The organism is Lactiplantibacillus fabifermentans DSM 21115 (assembly GCF_000498955.2).
Taxonomy (GTDB): domain Bacteria; phylum Bacillota; class Bacilli; order Lactobacillales; family Lactobacillaceae; genus Lactiplantibacillus; species Lactiplantibacillus fabifermentans.
This window is the reverse complement of the sequence record NZ_AYGX02000019.1, coordinates 31,482-49,809: the sequence shown is the minus strand read 5'-3', so window position 1 is coordinate 49,809 and position 18,328 is coordinate 31,482. Positions and strand designations below refer to the sequence as shown.

Sequence of the window (18,328 nt, the reverse complement as noted above, 5' to 3'; positions counted from 1 at the left end):
GAACAAAATAAGCGCCAGCAGCAAAGCGGCCGTCAGTTTGTCATCACTGGCGACCGCTTTTAAGATTGAAAACGCATTTTATTTTAAATTATATTAACCGAATTGATTGGCCAAATCGTGTACGGGTACTTCAATGGTCAAATCACTTTTGGCAAAAGTGGCACATAAATGAACATAGCCGAATTCACGGTCCGCAGCGCGGCGATGATCGGCGATTTTAGGCACATTGACGTCACCGCTAATCACGCGAGCACGACACCAGCCACATTCGCCACTGCGACAAGCAGCCGGTACGATAATCCCGGCACGTTCCAGTGCAACAATCAAGGGCTCTTTAGTATTAGCAGTCACTACTTGGGTCGTATCTTGAATCTTGACGGTAACTTGAACGGTTGCTGGTGTCGTTTTAGTGGGCGTTGGGGCTGGCAACTGGCCACTTAATTCTTGCCGCAACCGGCCAGCTGGCAAGTGTAGCGGTGCGACTTCACTAGCAATGAACTTACTTAATGCGCCTGGTCCACAGACAAAGATGGAGGTATGCGCCAAATCAGCGTATTTTTGCATGATGGCTAAGTTGATAAAGCCGTGTTCGTAGCCCGGATACGTTTCATCACTCAAAACATTGACGAGTTTGACGTGGTCACTGTTAGCCGCAATCGCTGCTAAGTCGTCCCCGAGTAAGATGGCGTCGTGCTTACGACTGCCGTATAAAATCGTCAGATCAAAATTTTCAGTACCGTCAGCCACGGCGCTAGCTAAGGCGTAAAACGGGGTAATCCCACTGCCACCGGCGATACCCAAAACGTGGTGCTGGTCACGAAATCGGTTGTACGTCAGTTGGCCCATGGGTGCCGAGGCTGTTACGAGTGTGCCGACTTGCCAGTGCGCAAAAATATATGGCGTGACAAAGCCGTTCGGCACGAGTTTGATGGTTAAAATGTATTCGTCGTGTAAGGCAGCTTGTGGTGCTGAACGAAGCGCGTAAGCCCGGGTAACGTGGCTATGACCAATCATCAGTTGAATCGATAAATATTGTCCGGCTTGAAAGTAAGCTAAATGCTGAGTCCCTTGGGCAGAATTGGGCGCTAAATAAAAACTTTTGGCGGTCGTGCCGTGGTTGACAACTTTAGTAATCCGCAAATACTGCGTTTCGGGATGCAAGGCCGCGGCTAAATCATTGACCGCGTAATGCGTTGGTAACGGAGTTGTGGCGCCAGCTTCAATGTGAGCCTGGCGTTCAGCGAGTAGTTCAGTTAATGGATTGGTCATTGTGCTGCCACCTCCTGTTGATTTTTGTTAGCGGCTAGTTTGGCGGCCATGCAACCGGATTGATAAGCCGAGCTATAGCCATCCATTAAGTAACCGGAACCGCCGCAAAAGTGTAAGTTTGGCAAAGGTTCATCTTCTTGTTGCAAGGTTAAGGCCCGAGCCAGCATTTGGTCCCAAGGTTGGCCGTAGTAGCCGTAAATCTCACCTTGTGGTCCGCGTAAGTATCGGGCAAAAGTCGCTGGAGTCGCCACGGCAATTTCTTCAATAGCTGAGCGAATTTTTAGCCCGGTGGCGGCTTCATAAGATTGGATAACATGTTCAGTCAATTGATCTTTGAGCCGGAAATAGTCGGCGGGTGCGACGTTTTGCCAACTTGGATCATCGAATAATTGCGTCGCGTATAGAATAGTTGTTCCGGCTGGTGAGCAGTCTGGTTCCGCGATGTTTAAGCAATTCATGATCATGAAGTCATTACCTTGTAATTTCTGCATATCTTGATATTGTTTCCGGGAATTCCATGTATGGTCGATGAATGTGCTGTAATCTTTAATCCCCAGTTCATCAGGTGATTGATTCAAACCTAAATAAACGAGGAAACCACTGGTACCGATTTTCCGGGCGTTGGCTGTTTTGAGCGCCATCACGGGAACTTCGTCAGGGTCAAGTAAGCGGCTATAAACGGTATGGGGATTTAAGTCGGCGATGACTTGTTTGGCGTAAAGGGTCTGATGAGCGGTCTTAACGCCCACGACCGCGCCGTCTTGGACGATTAGTTGTTCGGCTTCAGTATTGAACCACGCTTCACCACCATGGTCGAGTAATGATTGGACGAGGGCACTCGAGATTTCATGGGAGCGATGCTTAGGTAAATATGCTGACATTGCAACGTATGAAACGACCATTGAAGCAAAGTAACTAAATTCAAACTCATCACCAGGAATTCCGATGTAGCACCAATAAGCCATTAGGATTTCTTGCGCTTTGGCCGGTAATCCCAATTCTTGTAAGACCGTTTGGTAGGGCCGATGCGCATATTTAACAAAGTCGGGATGTGCTGTCGCTAAGCTCTCCGCGGTGACTTTGGTAGGGTCACTAGCGAGTAAATGAAAGACTTCAGCACTTTCCACGGCTAAACCGAAAAACTTTTTAACCGCTGGACCACTGCCTGGGACCGCTGTAATAAGCGTCTTCATGAATTCTGGAACACCAGTGGGCATGCGTAAGTCAAAGCCATTATCGCCGGTATTGATAATCCGGTAGGCGTCGGGAATCGCTTGTAGCTTAACGTCCAGACCTAGCCAATCGAATAATTGGCGCACACCGCCGGGATGTTTTGCGGAACCGTAATTGGCCAACTCATGTAGCGCGGGTTCAAATTCAAAACGGCCGCGGACGAAACTCGTCGCGGCACCCCCCGGCAAGTTGTGGCGTTCTAGCAGCAATGTCTTTTGACCTAGCTTGGCCGCGGTCGCTGCGGCAACGAGACCGCCGTTACCGCCACCGATGACAATGACATCATATTGTTGTGACATGAAAAAACCTCCTTTTAGTCGAACCTTGAACTAACAACAAGTTAATTATTATGAGTTAATTAGTTATTGTAAGCGATTTCACAAGGCGTATACTGAAACTTAGTCAATAAGTGGTCGGTGGTACGTGGTTCAACCAGAACCAGAGGAGGTCAATATGGAATTTCGACCCATAAAGATTAAAAATGAGACGGAGCAAATGGTCGAGCAGTTCGAGCGAGCAATTTTAACGGGTGAACTAACGATCGGGGAGCAGTTGCCGAGTGAACGGGAATTGGCTGACCAACTACAAATTAGTCGGGCCAGTGTTAATCGGGGGTTGCAATGTTTGTCGCGGCGGGGATTTATTTTGATCAAACCGCGTCAGGGCAATTTTGTCGCAAACTATAATGAAAATGGTAATTTGGAAACTTTGAATGAGATTATCAATTTTAATGGCGGCACGTATCGACCATCGTTACTGCACTCAATTTTTGATGTTCGCCGCTTGTTTGAAAATGATATGATTGCGCAATGTAACGATTCTGAAAAATTAATTGCCGTCAAACGGGCCTTTGCTAAGTTACAAATGGCGGACAGCGTTACCGAAAAAGCGGAACAATCTTTCTGGTTTTATCATCAAATTGCGGTGGCTTCGGGCAACTCAGTTTATCCATTGTTGATTTTGCATTTTAAGTCAATTTATTTAACCCTTGGTCGTTGGTTGATTCAAAGTGGAGATGGTCCAGCGCTGGAACGTGGTCTAGCAACGGTTCTGGCGGCTTTACAAGCGGAAAATCCGACGTTAGCCCGGCAGCGTAATAATACGTTGATTGATTTTTGCTTAAGCAGTCTATTAGCTGCTTAAAAAAGTTTTTTACTTTAAATTACAAAAAAACGGGGAATTACTCGTTTTTTTGTAATTTAAAAATCCCGCCCTGATAAGGTTTCACTTCGGAAATGTTACGAATGCGAATTGATGTTAAGGAGTTGTAACTTTCGTAACATATTGTTATTTGCTTGGTATTTGCATGTAACACAAATTGAGTAGTATAGGTATTGGCTTGAAGTACATATGCGTGACATTCTTTATGGAGTGATCATCATTAAAATGAAAGTAAATATTAAATCAGTTATGTTAGGGACCGCTGCTTTGGCAGGATTAATGGTAACGAGCCAAGCAGTTGCTAACGCCGATACAATGACTATCAAATCTGGGGATACTGTTTGGGAATATGCCCAAAAGTATAACGTTTCAATCAGTGACATCGTTAAAGCTAACAAGCTTAGCGATGCTAACTTAATTATCGCCGGTCAAAAAATTGACATCCCTGGTGTCAAGACTGGTGCCGCTACCTCAACTTCAACGGCTGCTAAGAAGACGACTACTGCTAGTGCAAGCAGTGCTAAGTCAACTAGCGCCGCTGCAACGAGTCAAGCAACTAGCGCCTCAACGACTAGTGCCGCTGCTACCAGCTCATCTGTTACTAGTGCAAGTAGCACGAGCCAAGCAACTTCAAGCAGTGCTGTAACTAGTACCGCTGCTCAAAGCAGCACTTCAACTGCTAGTGCAAGCAGCAGTGTTGCTTCAAGCGCCTCAACAACTTCAGCAAGCTCAGTATCAAGTGCTGCTGCTAGCTCAGCAACTTCAACTAGCTCACAAGCAGTTAGCTCAAGTTCACAAGCTGTTTCATCAAGCTCAACTACGCAAAGTGCGGCTACTTCAACTAGCTCACAAAGCGCAACTTCAACAGCTTCACAAAGCACGAATAGCTCAAGTTCACAAACGACAGCTACGGCTACTGCTTACACGGCTAGCACCACGAGTGCTGCTTCAACTAGCTCATCAACGACTAGCTCAAGCACCACGACTTCAACTAGCACTAGTGCAACTGCCAGCGCTTTGATTGCTGCTGCTAAGACTTACTTGGGTACTCCTTATGAACAAATGGACTGCTCTGCATTCACGCAAGCTGCCTTTGCTAAGGTTGGTATCAGTATCGGTCGGACGACTTACGCTCAAGCAACTGTTGGCTCACACGTGTCATTCAGTTCAGCCCAAGCCGGCGACTTAATCTTCTGGGGTTCTGATTCAGCACCTTACCACGTTGGGATTTACTTAGGCAATGGTCAATACATCGCCTCACCAACTAACGGTGAAACTGTTTCAATCAAGAGCACGGCTTACTATACACCAAGCTTTGCTATCCACATGTTCTAATAAACAAAATACATTATCGTACGATCGAAACACGTCTTCTTTTGAGGGCGTGTTTTTTTTTGCGGTTGATTAGGAGTCGCCACTAGCCAGTGACAACGCCCACCGTGGCGCGGACCTGAAGCCAAAAAGCGGTCTTCAGGGCGGTTGGCAGCCGCACAAACACCGGCTGCCACCCCGGCGCCACCCCTAAGCCAGCCCAAAACGCTGACTAAGGGGTGCGACACGGTGGGGTTGTCACTGGCTAGCGGCTCATGTGGTGGCGCGATTGTTAACCGCTGGTGGACTGGTTTGTACGGCGTGCGGCTAGCTATTATATGAATATTTAATATCAGGATAATACAGTATTTGGTGGTTGATGACGTAGACTTTGCTAACGTTCATCTACACGGCCAAAATTAGACGAGTGCCAATAGTAACTGATAAACCGGTCAATTATATTATTATTTTTATAATGGCTTAAATCGGCTAACAAGGGCTAATTAGGTCGTGCTAACTAAAAATGAATGCTGTTAGTGGGTGGCTGAGCTCAAAAGCGATGCTGACGACCGCTCTTTGGCGTCAGCCGGTCCAGCACGATAATCCTTTAACTTGCTGGAGGACAATATTTCAAGACTACAATTCACAACAAAAAACCGCCACAACGAAAATTGCGGCGGTTAAATATTTAAAAGGCTAAGCTTTAGCCTTGCTGTTCATGAACTTCTTTAGCAGTTGGACTTCTTCTTGTGTTGGTGTGGCTTCGCCGGATTTAATGTTGTGAATCCGTTCCACTGATAATTGACTGCCAAAGGCGAGATCACCGTCCGTGAGATGGTGCTGACGTTCGAATGTGATGATCTTTTCTGACAATTGACTTAATGGTAGTTCCATGCTCCTCACCCCGATTATAAGTATTCGTAAAAGTTCAGTGCTGTAACTGATACTTTTATTATAACCTTAATTCTTAAAAAACGGGGACCGAATGAACGCGGACTTAGTTATCGGTCAATTGTTTTTGTAATTTGACTAAAATATCGGAAATTTCATGTGGTAACCGATCGTCGTGGGTATGTTGATAGTGATCGACGAAGTTAGCCCGGATATCCAACCGTGAAGCGACTAATTTACGGTATTCGGGATTGTTATAATCAACTGGGAAATCGTCGAGCTTCAAGTTTTGCATGTGGTCTAAGCCGGCAAAGGATTCCCATTCAGTCGTGTTATTGACAATCGCTTCTAAGGCGCCTAACGTGATTTCCTTTGGGACCTTCTTGTCGCCAAAGTAGCCGGTATTCAACAAGTAGCAGTCTAAATGACGTTCTTCAAATAACGCTTTGAAGTCATGATAGTCTTGCGATAATGGATAAACTCTAAATGGATTAGCAAATGGTTCGATGACTAAGGCATTGCGGTCGACATTGCCGACGATATTTTCTGCGGAGCTCCGTTTAGTGGCCAAAGTCACGCCGAAAGTAGCCGCTAAGGTGGCGTCGTCAACTTTGATAACTGGTGGCAAACTGTCGTCTTTCATAATCCAGAAGATGGCATTGATGGGCGCATTTTCTTTGTCGACCCGGTTAGTAGATGCATAGCGTGACTTGATGGTCCGGCCATTCCCGTTACGTAAGTCTTCAGTGACGAGCACTTTACGGCCTTGGTCGTCTAACGTTACCCCGATGTTTTGAATAGTCATGAAGTACTTCGTTTCATCGGAGGTCATTGGGTAGTCGTTAGTTTTATCAAAGTAGGACGGTTCCAAAGCTACGGAGCTCCCGTTTTCCCGATTGATGACAAAGGCGTCATCGTGCAAAACGGTAATGTCATATTTGTAACCGTGTTTAGCATGCGTCAAGGTTGATTTACCGGAACCTGAGAGACCAAACATCGCGAAGACTTGGTCTTGTTTGTCTTTGAAATGGAACGCCTTTAACCCCCCGTGGCAGGCCACATAGCCGTGACGATGGGCGATGGACCAAGCTAACGTTAACGTCGACTTCTTGAGTTCGCCGAAGTATGGCATCCCTAGAATAGCCGCCGCGTTGTGGTCAGGATCAAATAAGGCCAAGCCATCCGGATAATCGGGGTCATGATAAGTTGGGTCAGCATAAATATAAATGTCACCTTCAGGATAGGCGACCGAGTTGTCAAACATCTTTTGATAGGCTTCAGTAATTGGTTGGAAGTTCAACATGTAGGATAGTAAATTATTAGCGAATTTATCCGGAATTGCTAAGTGGGCGCGGACGATAAAATCTTCATCTAAGCCCACAGTTACGTCGGTCTTAATGAAGTGCGTCTCGCGACCAACGTACAAAGCTTGGCGTAACCGACCAGCCATATCGGCTTCATCAACACCCGGAGTGCCAAGAATACGCCGCGCTTGAGCGGTTCGACCAACGACTTTCCCGGTATTATCGACTAACATTTTGGCGTCGGCAGGGAGTCCCAAATCAGTTGGACGATAGATCGGCATGTCAGTCTTGACAGTTCCCGGATCTTGGACAGCTAACTCATAGGCGGTGGCGACGTTTGGAACGTGGGTCATATTGTTACCATAAAAAGCAGTTTCAATGGTCGAACGAATTTGTGAAAAGATTGGATTACTGCGGCCGATATCGGCTAATTGATAAGAATTTTTAGTACTCATGGTAAATGCCTCCCTGTCACATTTGTTAGTTTTATTTTAACACAATTTTTATAAATGAAAGCGCTTAATTTGTGATAGTGATAGCCATTACTCCGCACTAATGAATCGACAATATTCGGTTATAATTATAACGATATGGCGGTGGTGGTTCAGCTAGTGTTTGGATTGATAATAATTGAACAAAGTTGTGACGCAATCGTCGTGCAATTTGGCAACTTTTTTTCTTAGCTAACCTTTAACTTGCGCCGAAAGCTATATTAGTATAGTTTATTTAATGAGCGTGTGAATTTGCTAGTACAAAAGTAACGGATACGATAAAATAATGAGGCAAGTGACGACAACGAAAGGGACGTTTCGAAACTTGGATGGGAGCGTGCTGAAATGCCACGAAAACGAAATACCCAGCGGCGGATGGAAATTGTGAATACCGCTTTTCGGCTATTTGCGGAACAAGGCTATGACGCGGTACAGATGAAAGACATCGCGGATGCTTGTGATATTAGCAAATCGTTGCTACAACACTATTTTCCAAAGAAAATCGTCCTCTTAAGTACGATGTTAAACGAGTTAATGTTAAGTGCGTTCTTATATAGTAATGAACAACTGACTTCGTTATCAGCGGAACAACGGACCATGATTCAGATGAGTTTCTTGCTGCGACTGTTAGATGAGAATCCTAAAATCGAACATTTTATCCGTGACGTCTTCGAGAGCCAAGAATTGACGACCGAAATTATGTTGGTGACGCTCGATTGGCTGGAAGCGATTGGTGTTGATGGCGAAACTTCAGCGATTCGCTATGCCGTTAACTTCGCGTTATCTGGCGGTATGTCAGTGTTTTTTAAGCGTAAAGTGTTAAAAGCTAGTGTTGAAACGATTGCCGAACACATCGGTCAAGGCTTCTATATGTTGCTAGGCGAGGATCAGCAAAAGATCAACCGAATCTATTTGAGTACGGCCAAGTACTGTACAGATCGATATTACGAACAATTCGTGAATTATTTATACAAACATGCCACTATTGACTTCGATTCTGAAATGAAAATTTAATATAAAAAGTAACCTAAATAACTTGTTTTTCGTAAAATATACTAGTACACTTTAAAGCGGGGAAATGATAAAAGACGCTTACTAATTAAAAAAGGCTTTGGAGCGAATTATGAGGACTATTGTGATTCTAATTCGACTTTAAATTGAAAGGGAGATTTTAAATATGAATAATGACGATATGGAATTTTTCAATCGTTTCAGCCACATGTACTTACATGGGTTTAAGAACTTATCAGACATGTTCGCGGAACCAGCTACGGAGCACGGGATTACGTTAGACGAATTTTACATCTTATATGATATTGCCGAAGCAAAGGGCAAGATTCGTTTGATGGATATTGCGGAAACTCATGGCGTTACGCGTTCAGCTATTTCACGCTTAATCGGCCGTTTATTACGGAAAGACTACTTATATCAAGAGGCTGAAGATCATGACCGTCGTAACAAGGTCTTGAAATTAACGCCAGAAGGTGCCCGTGTTGAACACGTGGTATTTACCGAATTATTACAACGCAATCGCGAATGGCGTCAACAATTCAACTTAGCTAAACAATATCAAACATTAGACTTAGTTGAAGAATTCATGGACAAATTTGTCAATGAAAATGCCGGCAAACAAGCTGATAAGACTACGTTTGTTGCTGACCACCGTGCCGAAGCTTAAGCTAGGTATTGTAAGTAAACTAAAAAAACCGGTCATCCTATTAGGGTGACCGGTTTTTTTATACGTGGTTATGGCCGCCACCAGCTGATCGTAATTCCAGCCGCCATGGGGACCGGTCCAAGCCTGAGAAGCGGTCTTGAACCTCGCTTTTAAGCCTACAGACCAAGTCTTAAAAGACGTCCGTGGTATAAACGGGATACAAACCAATCCCGTTAACGCCACCTGCATGGCGGCTTCCATTACAATCAGCTGGTGGCTATTTTCGTTGGATGTTGTGAAGTGTATTTGATTCGCTGCATTGATAACCAACATTGAAATAGAAGTATCGATGGGGGCGGACGATACAGGTTTGTAAGCAACGCATTTCAGACGAAATTAATGGCAATCGTGGTAGTTTTATCGCCATGTATTCTAGTGCCACTTGTGAAAAAGTAGACCAACTTTTCCCGGTAGCGCTATCATTTGTACATAGGGCTTTTTACGGCACAAAAGATTAGGCTAACCAAAAACAGTCGATTATCACATGATTATTGACTGATTAGTCGAATGTTCGGATTTATCATGTAAAAAAGACGTCAGATGAGCTTTTTTTCTCATCTGGCGCCTTTTATATGGTTGGAATACAGCTAATGCTGTTTAATTTTAGTCTTTGAAGTTAACCAAAAATAGATTTCACGATTGAACTGAAGAAGTTGACGATGGCCGTCCAAACTTGTTGCAGTAAGTTTTGGTTTTCCTTCGTATTCAACTTGCTAAAGATTCCTTTAGCGTTCGATTGAATGTTTTTCATCAATGAACTTGCTTGTGTCTTGAAACTTGAGGAGTCAAGTGCCCCCGAGTCACGAACCTTGATTAATAAATTAATGATTTCAGTTTTCTGATTATTAGTGATCACATTAGTTAAGTTATTGTTCTTGATTTGTTGGTTCACAATGGTCGTGATTTGATTATTGGTGACGCTACTCCCTTTTTTCGCCATTTCGGATTTAGCCCCGGCAACGGCGTTGTTCAGTTGGGCATCACTATAGCCACTCTTGTTCTTGTTGGCACTCGTAATCCCACTCAAAGTACTCAATTCGTTTTGAGCGGCATTGACTTGTTTCGTATTCAAGCTGTTCCCAGTTTTAGCATATGCGGCGTAAATTCCAGCTAACGCTCCGGAGCCGTCAATGGAAGTGGCAGACGTGACGTAAATGTTGGCATTCGTAATCCCAGCGGTTAAGGCCGCGTTCTTATATTGATTGGCCGTAATGGTCGTAATATTATTCGTCCCATCGTAATCTAAAATTTTGACATTGATGCCGGAGCCAGAACTGGTCTTTTGAATCATGGCACTGGACCAAACACCTGAACTACTCGTAAAGCTTTCGCCTGATGGATTAAGATATTTCACTAACGTCGAGCCAGTTACGGTAATAGTTTGATAGCTATCCCCATTTAAAGCCGATGTTAATGTACTAATCGTTTTGGCACGTTGAGCACTCGTTAAACTCGTCCCCAAGGTGACAATTGGTTCATCAGAAGTGTCATCAGCATGGGCTAATACTGACCAGCTGCCAAAACTAACTAGCAAGGCAACTAACAGCATCGGCCATTTAAAGTTGAAACGATGTCGTTTCGTCATCATAAAATTTCCCTCCGCATCTTAACTAATGCACTTTAGATTATAGCAGAATAACTAACGAGCGCGGGCCGGGGGGGGGAAACTTGGCGAACTCCTAAGACTCTTAAAAATTATTTATCATTTGCTGTGATGTCGACGATTCGCTATACTTTGGGTGAGAATCTAGGAAAATGGGGTGTTGGCATGACTAAAGAACGCATTGTCAATAGTTTAAGTTACTTAAGTATCTTATTTTTACCGGTATTATTTCCGGTCATTGTTTGGGCGGTGACGCGCGACCAACCGGGAATGCACAAAGTTGCGGGCCAAGCCTTCTTATGGCATATCTTGCCAGTATTAGCGGGGTTAGTCTTTTTAGCAATTGTGGGCGTGGTCTACTTTTTCCAAGGTAACGGCGGTCATGCTGGCATGGCAGGGGGCTTTGCCATGATTTTTATGGCCCTCACTGGCTTGATTGCGATTGGAAGTTACTTATGGTCGTTAATCCAAGGAATCAAATATTTAGTTCAAGGTTAAGCGGAGGTACAGGTAATGCCAACTAAAAATGAAGTTGTGACAGCATTTATGAAACAATTTTGGGCGCATGGTTATGCGCAAACGACGGTTGATGATTTAGCCGCGGCCGGGCAATTATCGCGGTCACAGTTTTATCGTCAATATCACAGTAAAGCGGCGGCCTTACGTCAAAGCCTACAGCTCTACCAAACAACGCTCGACACTGAGTTAACACAACTGATTCAGCGTGACCAAGCGTTGGGGACGCCGTTAGCCGCATTATTGGCGGATTGTTTGTTGATGCCGTTTAAGAGTGAACGCTGGCCATCAGGATGTTTGATGGTGAATTTGATGGCTGAGATTGGCGCGGACGATGTTTTAATCGCTGACCAGACCCAAGCGATTTACACGAACTTACAAACTCGATTAGTCGGTTTGTTAAGTGCCCAGGCTAGCTCGTTACCTGGGTTAGTCGCAGATACGGCCGCCAGCTTGATGCAGTTGCGGACGGGAATTCAAATTTTAGCAAAACAAAATTATGGCGCGACGCAGTTAAAACAACAAGCGCAGACGAGCGTGGCTTTGATCGTGAAAGGAAGTTAGCGTGATGGCGAGTATTGAAGTGATTCATGGGGATATTACGACATTAGCGGTTGATGCCATTGTTAATGCCGCCAATACGACGTTACTCGGTGGTGGGGGTGTGGATGGTGCCATTCATCGGGCAGCTGGTCCAGAATTGTTAGCGGCGTGTCGGCCATTACATGGTTGTGCGACCGGTGAAGCCAAGCTGACACCCGGGTTTAAGTTGCCCGCCAAATACGTGGTGCACACGCCGGGTCCGATTTGGCAAGGTGGCGACCACGATGAAGCGCGGTTATTAGCGAATAGTTATCGCAACAGTTTGAATGTTGCGGCCGCTGCGGGGTGTGAAACGGTGGCCTTTCCGTCAATTAGCACGGGGGTCTATCATTTTCCGTTAGCGATTGCGGCCCCGCTAGCTTTGCAAACACTGCAAACAGCCAGTGTCACGACCGCTAAAACGGTGCGTCAGATTCAGATTGTTTGTTTTGATGACCAAACACAAAAAGCCTTTGATGCCGCGTTAGCCGCGCTGAACTGATTAGCTTTACACAATCTTGACATAAAAATGCTATTAACTTGATAGGTTGCTTGCTATAATTAGATGATTTAGTTTCGTTAAGGACGCGGCAGCGGGGCTGCGGATGTCTGTTGAAACGTGGCTACCAATGCGAAATTGCAACGGTACCACTCTAAACCAGAAAGGGAATAAGCCATTGTTAGATATTTTCAAAGCGGTAATCTTGGGGATTGTTGAAGGGATTACTGAATTCTTACCAATTAGTTCTACGGGACATTTAGTCTTAGTCGATGAATTTATTAAGATGTCACAATCGACACAGTTTACCGATATGTTCAACGTGGTCATCCAATTAGGGGCCATCATGGCGGTCGTAGTTATTTACTTCCATAAGTTGAACCCATTGTCACCACGCAAGAGTAGCAATGAAAAGCGCGATACGTGGGTTTTATGGAGTAAAGTTATTTTAGCCGTTATTCCGTCAGTTATTATCGGGTTACCGTTGAATGACTGGATGGATGCACATTTGATGAATTGGGCCGTCGTTTCAGCAACGTTGATTATTTATGGGATTTTATTCATTGTCATTGAAAATCACAACAAGCAATTAACACCAAAATTCAGTAACTTAGCAACCTTGCCATACACGACCGCCTTATTTATCGGTTGTTTCCAACTATTATCGTTAATTCCGGGGACGTCACGTTCCGGAGCCACAATTTTAGGGGCGATCTTAATCGGGACTTCGCGGTACGTCGCCACGGAATTCTCATTCTTCATGGCAATTCCGACAATGTTTGGCGCGTCACTCCTGAAGCTTTATAAATATTTCGACCATGGCAATTCCTTAGCTGGGATGCAAGGGGCCGTCTTAGCCGTTGGGGTGATTGTATCTTTCGTCGTCGCCTACTTATCGATTCGATTCTTACTTGATTATATTAAGAAAAATGACTTCAAGGTTTTCGGTTGGTACCGGATTGCCTTAGGGGCCGTGGTAATTGCGTACTTCACGTTATTCAACCACTAAAACGGAAAAAGCTGCCGCGAGCAATTTGCTCGTAGCAGCTTTTTTACGTTATCTCGAGACATTATTTTTGTGATTGAGCTGGAGCCACAGTCGCGCGGCGACTTAAATGGCGTTCGGTAGTGCTTTTTTTGTGGCGGGTCAGTAAGTGATAACTGGCCGCGATAATCCCACCAATTAAAATTCCAGTCGCGTTGGCGATAACGTCATTAATATCGCTACTGCGGTTGATCAACCAGTGTTGTGACATGAAGTATTGCAAGGTTTCAATGCCCGCACCGATTCCGAGGCCTAAGATGGCCACCCCCAGCAGTGGTAGGCGTTTAAAGAGGCGTTTGATACCCCAACCGAGGGGAATCGTTAAAATAATATTTTCAATAAAGCCGCTGCCGTGTAAGTATAGCCGTGTCAAGTTAACTTGGCCGGTACCGGCGGGCATCACGTACAGCGCCGTCCCGTCAAAAGATAATGGGGTAAACAGAATGATGCTCAACCCACTTAGATAGCACCAGCCGATGAGCAGGCGCGTCCGTTGGCGGGTGTTTTGCACACCGATGACGGTGGCGAGGACACCTAGAGTCGTGATGATAGCAATGAACATTAGCGGTTCCCAACGCATGGGCCTCAGCTCCTTCGTTAATTAATGGTCTTATCATAACGTAGGTGGCGGCAATTGCGCTGAAAATGGCGGGACTTTAACCAACTCTTTGGAAGCTTAACTAAAAAGCAATGATTAGCACTAGCCGGGTTAGAGTCTTAGTGGATTCACTTTGGGTTTGTTGATTGCCGCGGCCAGCCGACCGTAATTCCAGCCGCCATGGGGACCGGTTCAAGCCTGAGGAGCGGTCTTGAACCTCGCTTTTGAGCCTGAAAAGCAAGTCTCAAAAGGCGTCCGTGGTGTAAACGGGATAAAAACCAATCCCGTTAACGCCACTCACATGGCGGCTTCCATTACGGTCAGCCGGCCGCTAAATTGATTTTTAACTAATAATGGTGTGAGTTAAATTCTTGTTTTAGTCGCACGATTTAGGCTGATTCCTATTTTCAGGGCTATTTATAAATGATGGGCAATATTTTGTAGCCATAGCCAACATTGAAAAATAATCATTATTTTAGTTAGCATTGCTTTTTAGCACGTGTTTAACACCCAATAGGCCAGCAATCGTTAACCCAATGACCGGCCATAAATTGAAGGGGCAAAATAAACTGACGCCAACCCCTGCTAGTAAGGGGTTGGCGGTCAGGGCGCCCGCTAAGCTGGTGCTGATAATGGCAATTAGTAGTAAGGGGTCTAAGTTTGGACATAATTGGGCGAGCGCTAAGCCGAGACAGGCGCCACTGACAACTAGTGGTAGTAAATCTCCGCCACCCCAGCCAAGATAGCGACATGCAGCTAAAAATAGTAATTTCAACAATGCTGCGCTGACGAGGGTCGTGGTGGTGAGTTGCGCGCCATGTTGCACTAAATATGGCAAACCGAACTGGCCGGAAAATAAGAGGTGCGGGGCGAAGCGGGCCACGCTAAAAATCAGTAGGGCGCCGCCGATTAATGTGGTGGTGGTGACAGTTACCGGTCTTAGTGACCAGTGATGACGTAGTTCACGGAGACCGTAACCACCGATGATGATTGGGATAATCAGCCATAATTGCGGCCATGACCAGTAGCTTTGACCAAAACTTGTTAGTAAATTTGGCAAGTCCGCTTGGTGTTGGGCCCAAAGAAACCCGCTCACGCCGGCCAACCAGCCTAAGCCAATCAAACCACGGCGTTCCCACTGTTGGGGGAAGGTGGTAGTTGGTCGCTTGGCAAAGGACCATAAATAATGTTGCGGATTAACTAGCCGTAACCGTCGCTGGTGCCAAGGGAGTTGTTGCAAGGTCGCATAATTAAAATAAAAATAGCGCAGTTTGGCGGCCATCCAAATACTTAAGGTGATCGTGGCACTAACGACGGTCGCACCGGGCGCCACGCCCGCGCCAAGACTTAAGATTAACCCCGCCACCAGTAAATTTAGACCGAGGTGTTTGAGGGTTAGCGGTTGGCCTTGTCGCCACTTAGTGATTATCGTGGCTGGCGACCAAGGTAGTTGGGCGTCTAGCTGATGGCAGCTCATCAAAATAAGCGTGCCCAGCCCGAGGGCCAGTAATTGTTGCCACCAAGTGAACTGTTGGCTAAACGCCAGACTAAATTTTGTGGTGAGTATCAAAAAACTGCTCATTAGCAGGCCAATGCCGCTACTAAACAGTAAGCATAATAATAGTAATTTACTGTGTTTGACCATAACGACCCCTCCGTAATAGCGCTTACTTGGGGCTAGTATAACTTACTCAGCTATTGACGACAACTAGGCGTGGGTGAAGTGCCAAGCTAGGCGGTTGATGAATTCAGCGATTAAAAAACCAATCGCAATCACGCCAGCAATGATGACGACTTGGGTCAAGTATTGATAGGCAATATCGGGATGGCCGGTCACTAAGTTGCGGACGACCCGATAAGACTGGCCGCCCGGCACTAAGGGCACTAAGCTCGGAATGTTAAAAATAATCATCGGCATGTGTTTGTAATGCGCGGCGAGCCCACTACAAACGCCAATGACGATGGCCGCGACTAAGTTACCGATTGCGAGTTTGACGTCGATGGTGCTTGGTAATAATTGATATAACACTTCATAAGTAAACCAGCCGGCCGCTCCCACCCAGCCACTTAAATTCACGGCGCGCCGCGGAATATTTAGTAAGACACCAAAGCCGGCCGTGGCCAAGTAGGCGAGGATGATTTGCATGATACCAGTTGTGAGTAACCAATGAGCCATGTTGGCCACCTCCTAATAGAAAAATGAGGTTAGGGCAATGCCTAAACCGATGGCACAGGCGGACAGAATCGCTTCAATGGCGCGGGCCGGGCCGCTGAGTAAGTTACCAGTCATGGTGTCGCGGACGGCGTTAGTAATGGCGACGCCGGGAACGAGTGGCATGACGGCGCCAATAATAATGGCGTCGGCGTGATAGGCGGTATTGTGGGTTAAATAAAACCCAATCAGCGTTAATAACCCAATTAATAACGCCCCTAAAAATTCACTCAAAAAACGAATCTGTGCGAAACGATTGACCCAATAAAAAACAGCAAAGCCGCCCATACCGGCGAGACTACAAGTGATTAAGTCGGCCGGCGTGGCATGGCCGGTAAAGGCAATCATCAACGTCACACTAACGACGAGCGCGGCGACCACCAGCCAACTGAATGGAAACGTTGGGACCGCGTGGTTAACCTGGTGTAGTTTGTCAGCAAAGGTCGGTAAATCAATGCTTTTGGTCGCAAATGCTCGCGATAAGGTGTTCACTTGATCGACTTTTTCTAAGTCCATGCCGCGTTGATGAATCGCACGGACTTGACTGGCGCCACTTTCCGGCAATGAAACGGTGATACCGGTTAGGAGCACAAAGACTTGGGCATCCGGATAACCGGCGTTGTTGGCAATCCGATGCATGGTATCTTCTACCCGGGCAATTTCAGCGCCATTTTCTAATAAAATCGCACCAGCTAGTAACGTTGTTTGCATCATTAAATTACTCGTTTCCACGGCGACTCCTCCATTCTATGAGAATAATAATATCTTCTCACTAAAAATCATTATCGTCACTTTTTTTAGAACAGAATGCTTGACCTCGACCCCACTCTAACAGGTAAACTTACAGAGTAAAATAATTTTTGGAGGGATTTTGTGATGACTGCATTAACCAAATTAACTGATACGTATAGCTTAAACAACGGTACTCAGATTCCAATCGTTGGTTTCGGAACTTGGCAAACGCCGGATGGCCAAGTAGCTTATGATTCTGTATTGGCCGCTTTAAAAGCGGGTTACCGCCATATTGATACTGCCGCTGCATACGGTAACGAAGAAAGTGTCGGTCAAGCCATTAAAGATAGTGGCGTTGCCCGGGAAGACTTGTTCGTGACGACTAAGCTTTGGAACGCTGACCATGGTTATGACCAAGCCAAAGCCGCTTTAGCGACATCTTTAGAAAAATTAGGTTTAGACTATGTCGACTTATACTTGATTCACTGGCCTAATCCAGTTGCGATGCGGGATAACTTTGAACAATTGACGGCCGATACTTGGCGCGCGATGGAAGAGTTATACGCTGACCGTAAAGCGTGCGCGATTGGGGTTTCTAACTTCCGGCCGAAACATTTAGACGTCTTATTAAAGACCGCTAAAGTTGTGCCAGCAGTTAACCAAATCTTCTTGAACCCCAGTGACATGGAACCAGAAGTCGTGGCTTACAACCAAGCCCATGGTATTTTGTCAGAAGCTTACAGCCCACTTGGCACGGGTAAGATTTTTGCCATTCCTGAATTAAAGAGTATCGCTGACAAGTATGACAAGAGTGTGGCGCAAGTCGTCTTACGCTGGTCATTACAACATGGTTTCTTGCCATTACCAAAGTCAGTGCATGCTGACCGGATCGAACAAAACACCGAATTATTCGACTTTGAACTCAGTGAAGACGATATGCAAACCATCGACGGCTTCCACGGCGTTGCGGGCTTAGCTAACGATCCTGATGAAGTTGATTTCTAATGATTTTTCATTAGTATTGCGGTTGTTTGCCGCTTTTGGCCAGCAGTAATTCCAGTCGCCGTGGCGACCGGTTCGAGCCAAAAAGCGGTCTCGAACCTCACTTTGAAGTTGGTTATTGCCGCAGTTGGCTGACCGTAATTCCATCGTCCTGGGACCGGC

At 45.7% G+C, this 18,328-nt stretch carries 18 protein-coding genes; 9 read left to right on the top strand and 9 right to left on the bottom strand.

Annotated features, from left to right (window positions below; all coding sequences use genetic code 11):
* Window positions 1-93: 93 nt before the first annotated feature.
* Complete coding sequence (locus DY78_RS01490) at window positions 94-1,269, bottom strand: 2Fe-2S iron-sulfur cluster-binding protein (RefSeq protein ID WP_024625743.1); 1,176 nt, start codon at window positions 1,267-1,269, stop codon at window positions 94-96.
* Entirely contained in the window at window positions 1,266-2,801 is a 1,536-nt protein-coding gene (locus tag DY78_RS01485; protein WP_024625742.1) for a phytoene desaturase family protein, read from the bottom strand. Before DY78_RS01485 ends, DY78_RS01490 begins: the two co-directional genes overlap by 4 nt.
* A 154-nt stretch (window positions 2,802-2,955) precedes the next feature.
* On the opposite strand from DY78_RS01485, the gene DY78_RS01480 reads away from it, so the two are divergent.
* Entirely contained in the window at window positions 2,956-3,645 is a 690-nt protein-coding gene (locus tag DY78_RS01480; protein ID WP_024625741.1) for a FadR/GntR family transcriptional regulator, read from the top strand.
* Window positions 3,646-3,888: 243 nt separating this feature from the next.
* Window positions 3,889-4,998, top strand: coding sequence for a C40 family peptidase (locus DY78_RS01475; RefSeq protein WP_024625740.1), 1,110 nt, complete (start codon window positions 3,889-3,891; stop codon window positions 4,996-4,998).
* A gap of 672 nt (window positions 4,999-5,670) precedes the next feature.
* Here the strand turns inward: DY78_RS01475 and DY78_RS01470 are convergent.
* Window positions 5,671-5,868, bottom strand: a complete 198-nt coding sequence (locus DY78_RS01470) for an LBP_cg2779 family protein (protein WP_024625739.1) — start codon at window positions 5,866-5,868, stop codon at window positions 5,671-5,673.
* Window positions 5,869-5,971: 103 nt separating this feature from the next.
* Window positions 5,972-7,624 carry a phosphoenolpyruvate carboxykinase (ATP) gene (locus tag DY78_RS01465; protein ID WP_024625738.1) on the bottom strand — a complete coding sequence of 551 codons (1,653 nt, stop codon included), beginning with the start codon at window positions 7,622-7,624 and terminating at the stop codon, window positions 5,972-5,974.
* 381 nt (window positions 7,625-8,005) lie between these two features.
* Between DY78_RS01465 and DY78_RS01460 the strand changes: the two genes are divergently transcribed.
* The gene (locus DY78_RS01460; protein WP_024625737.1) at window positions 8,006-8,674 is read left to right on the top strand and encodes a TetR/AcrR family transcriptional regulator; all 669 of its coding nucleotides are present in this window, start codon (window positions 8,006-8,008) and stop codon (window positions 8,672-8,674) included.
* A gap of 163 nt (window positions 8,675-8,837) precedes the next feature.
* Window positions 8,838-9,338, top strand: coding sequence for a MarR family winged helix-turn-helix transcriptional regulator (locus DY78_RS01455; protein WP_024625736.1), 501 nt, complete (start codon window positions 8,838-8,840; stop codon window positions 9,336-9,338).
* Between the two features lie 655 nt (window positions 9,339-9,993).
* On the opposite strand, the gene DY78_RS01450 is transcribed toward DY78_RS01455, so the two are convergent.
* Window positions 9,994-10,962 carry a DUF1002 domain-containing protein gene (locus DY78_RS01450; protein ID WP_024625735.1) on the bottom strand — a complete coding sequence of 323 codons (969 nt, stop codon included), beginning with the start codon at window positions 10,960-10,962 and terminating at the stop codon, window positions 9,994-9,996.
* A 183-nt stretch (window positions 10,963-11,145) separates the two neighbouring features.
* Here DY78_RS01450 and DY78_RS01445 point away from each other — a divergent pair, with 183 nt between their 5' ends.
* From DY78_RS01445 to DY78_RS01430, 4 genes are all read left to right on the top strand, one after another.
* On the top strand, window positions 11,146-11,478 hold the full coding sequence (locus tag DY78_RS01445; RefSeq protein WP_024625734.1) for a magnetosome magnetite crystal formation protein family: 333 nt from the start codon (window positions 11,146-11,148) through the stop codon (window positions 11,476-11,478).
* 15 nt (window positions 11,479-11,493) lie between these two features.
* Window positions 11,494-12,060, top strand: a complete 567-nt coding sequence (locus DY78_RS01440) for a TetR/AcrR family transcriptional regulator (RefSeq protein ID WP_024625733.1) — start codon at window positions 11,494-11,496, stop codon at window positions 12,058-12,060.
* A 4-nt stretch (window positions 12,061-12,064) separates the two neighbouring features.
* Window positions 12,065-12,580 (top strand): O-acetyl-ADP-ribose deacetylase, encoded by a 516-nt coding sequence (locus tag DY78_RS01435; RefSeq protein ID WP_024625732.1) that lies wholly within the window; start codon window positions 12,065-12,067, stop codon window positions 12,578-12,580.
* A gap of 175 nt (window positions 12,581-12,755) precedes the next feature.
* The gene (locus DY78_RS01430) at window positions 12,756-13,586 is read left to right on the top strand and encodes an undecaprenyl-diphosphate phosphatase (RefSeq protein WP_024625731.1); all 831 of its coding nucleotides are present in this window, start codon (window positions 12,756-12,758) and stop codon (window positions 13,584-13,586) included.
* Window positions 13,587-13,647: 61 nt separating this feature from the next.
* Here DY78_RS01430 and DY78_RS01425 read toward each other — a convergent pair whose 3' ends face one another.
* From DY78_RS01425 to DY78_RS01410, 4 genes are all read right to left on the bottom strand, one after another.
* Complete coding sequence (locus DY78_RS01425; protein WP_024625730.1) at window positions 13,648-14,202, bottom strand: VanZ family protein; 555 nt, start codon at window positions 14,200-14,202, stop codon at window positions 13,648-13,650.
* 493 nt (window positions 14,203-14,695) lie between these two features.
* Window positions 14,696-15,865 (bottom strand): chloride channel protein, encoded by a 1,170-nt coding sequence (locus DY78_RS01420; protein WP_024625729.1) that lies wholly within the window; start codon window positions 15,863-15,865, stop codon window positions 14,696-14,698.
* A 63-nt stretch (window positions 15,866-15,928) separates the two neighbouring features.
* Window positions 15,929-16,396: a threonine/serine exporter family protein gene (locus tag DY78_RS01415; RefSeq protein ID WP_024625728.1), complete on the bottom strand. Its 468-nt coding sequence runs from the start codon at window positions 16,394-16,396 to the stop codon at window positions 15,929-15,931.
* Window positions 16,397-16,408: 12 nt separating this feature from the next.
* Window positions 16,409-17,146 (bottom strand): threonine/serine exporter family protein, encoded by a 738-nt coding sequence (locus tag DY78_RS01410; protein WP_029779108.1) that lies wholly within the window; start codon window positions 17,144-17,146, stop codon window positions 16,409-16,411.
* Between the two features lie 162 nt (window positions 17,147-17,308).
* Between DY78_RS01410 and DY78_RS01405 the strand changes: the two genes are divergently transcribed.
* Window positions 17,309-18,169, top strand: coding sequence for an aldo/keto reductase (locus tag DY78_RS01405; RefSeq protein ID WP_024625726.1), 861 nt, complete (start codon window positions 17,309-17,311; stop codon window positions 18,167-18,169).
* The last annotated feature ends 159 nt before the right edge of the window (window positions 18,170-18,328 follow it).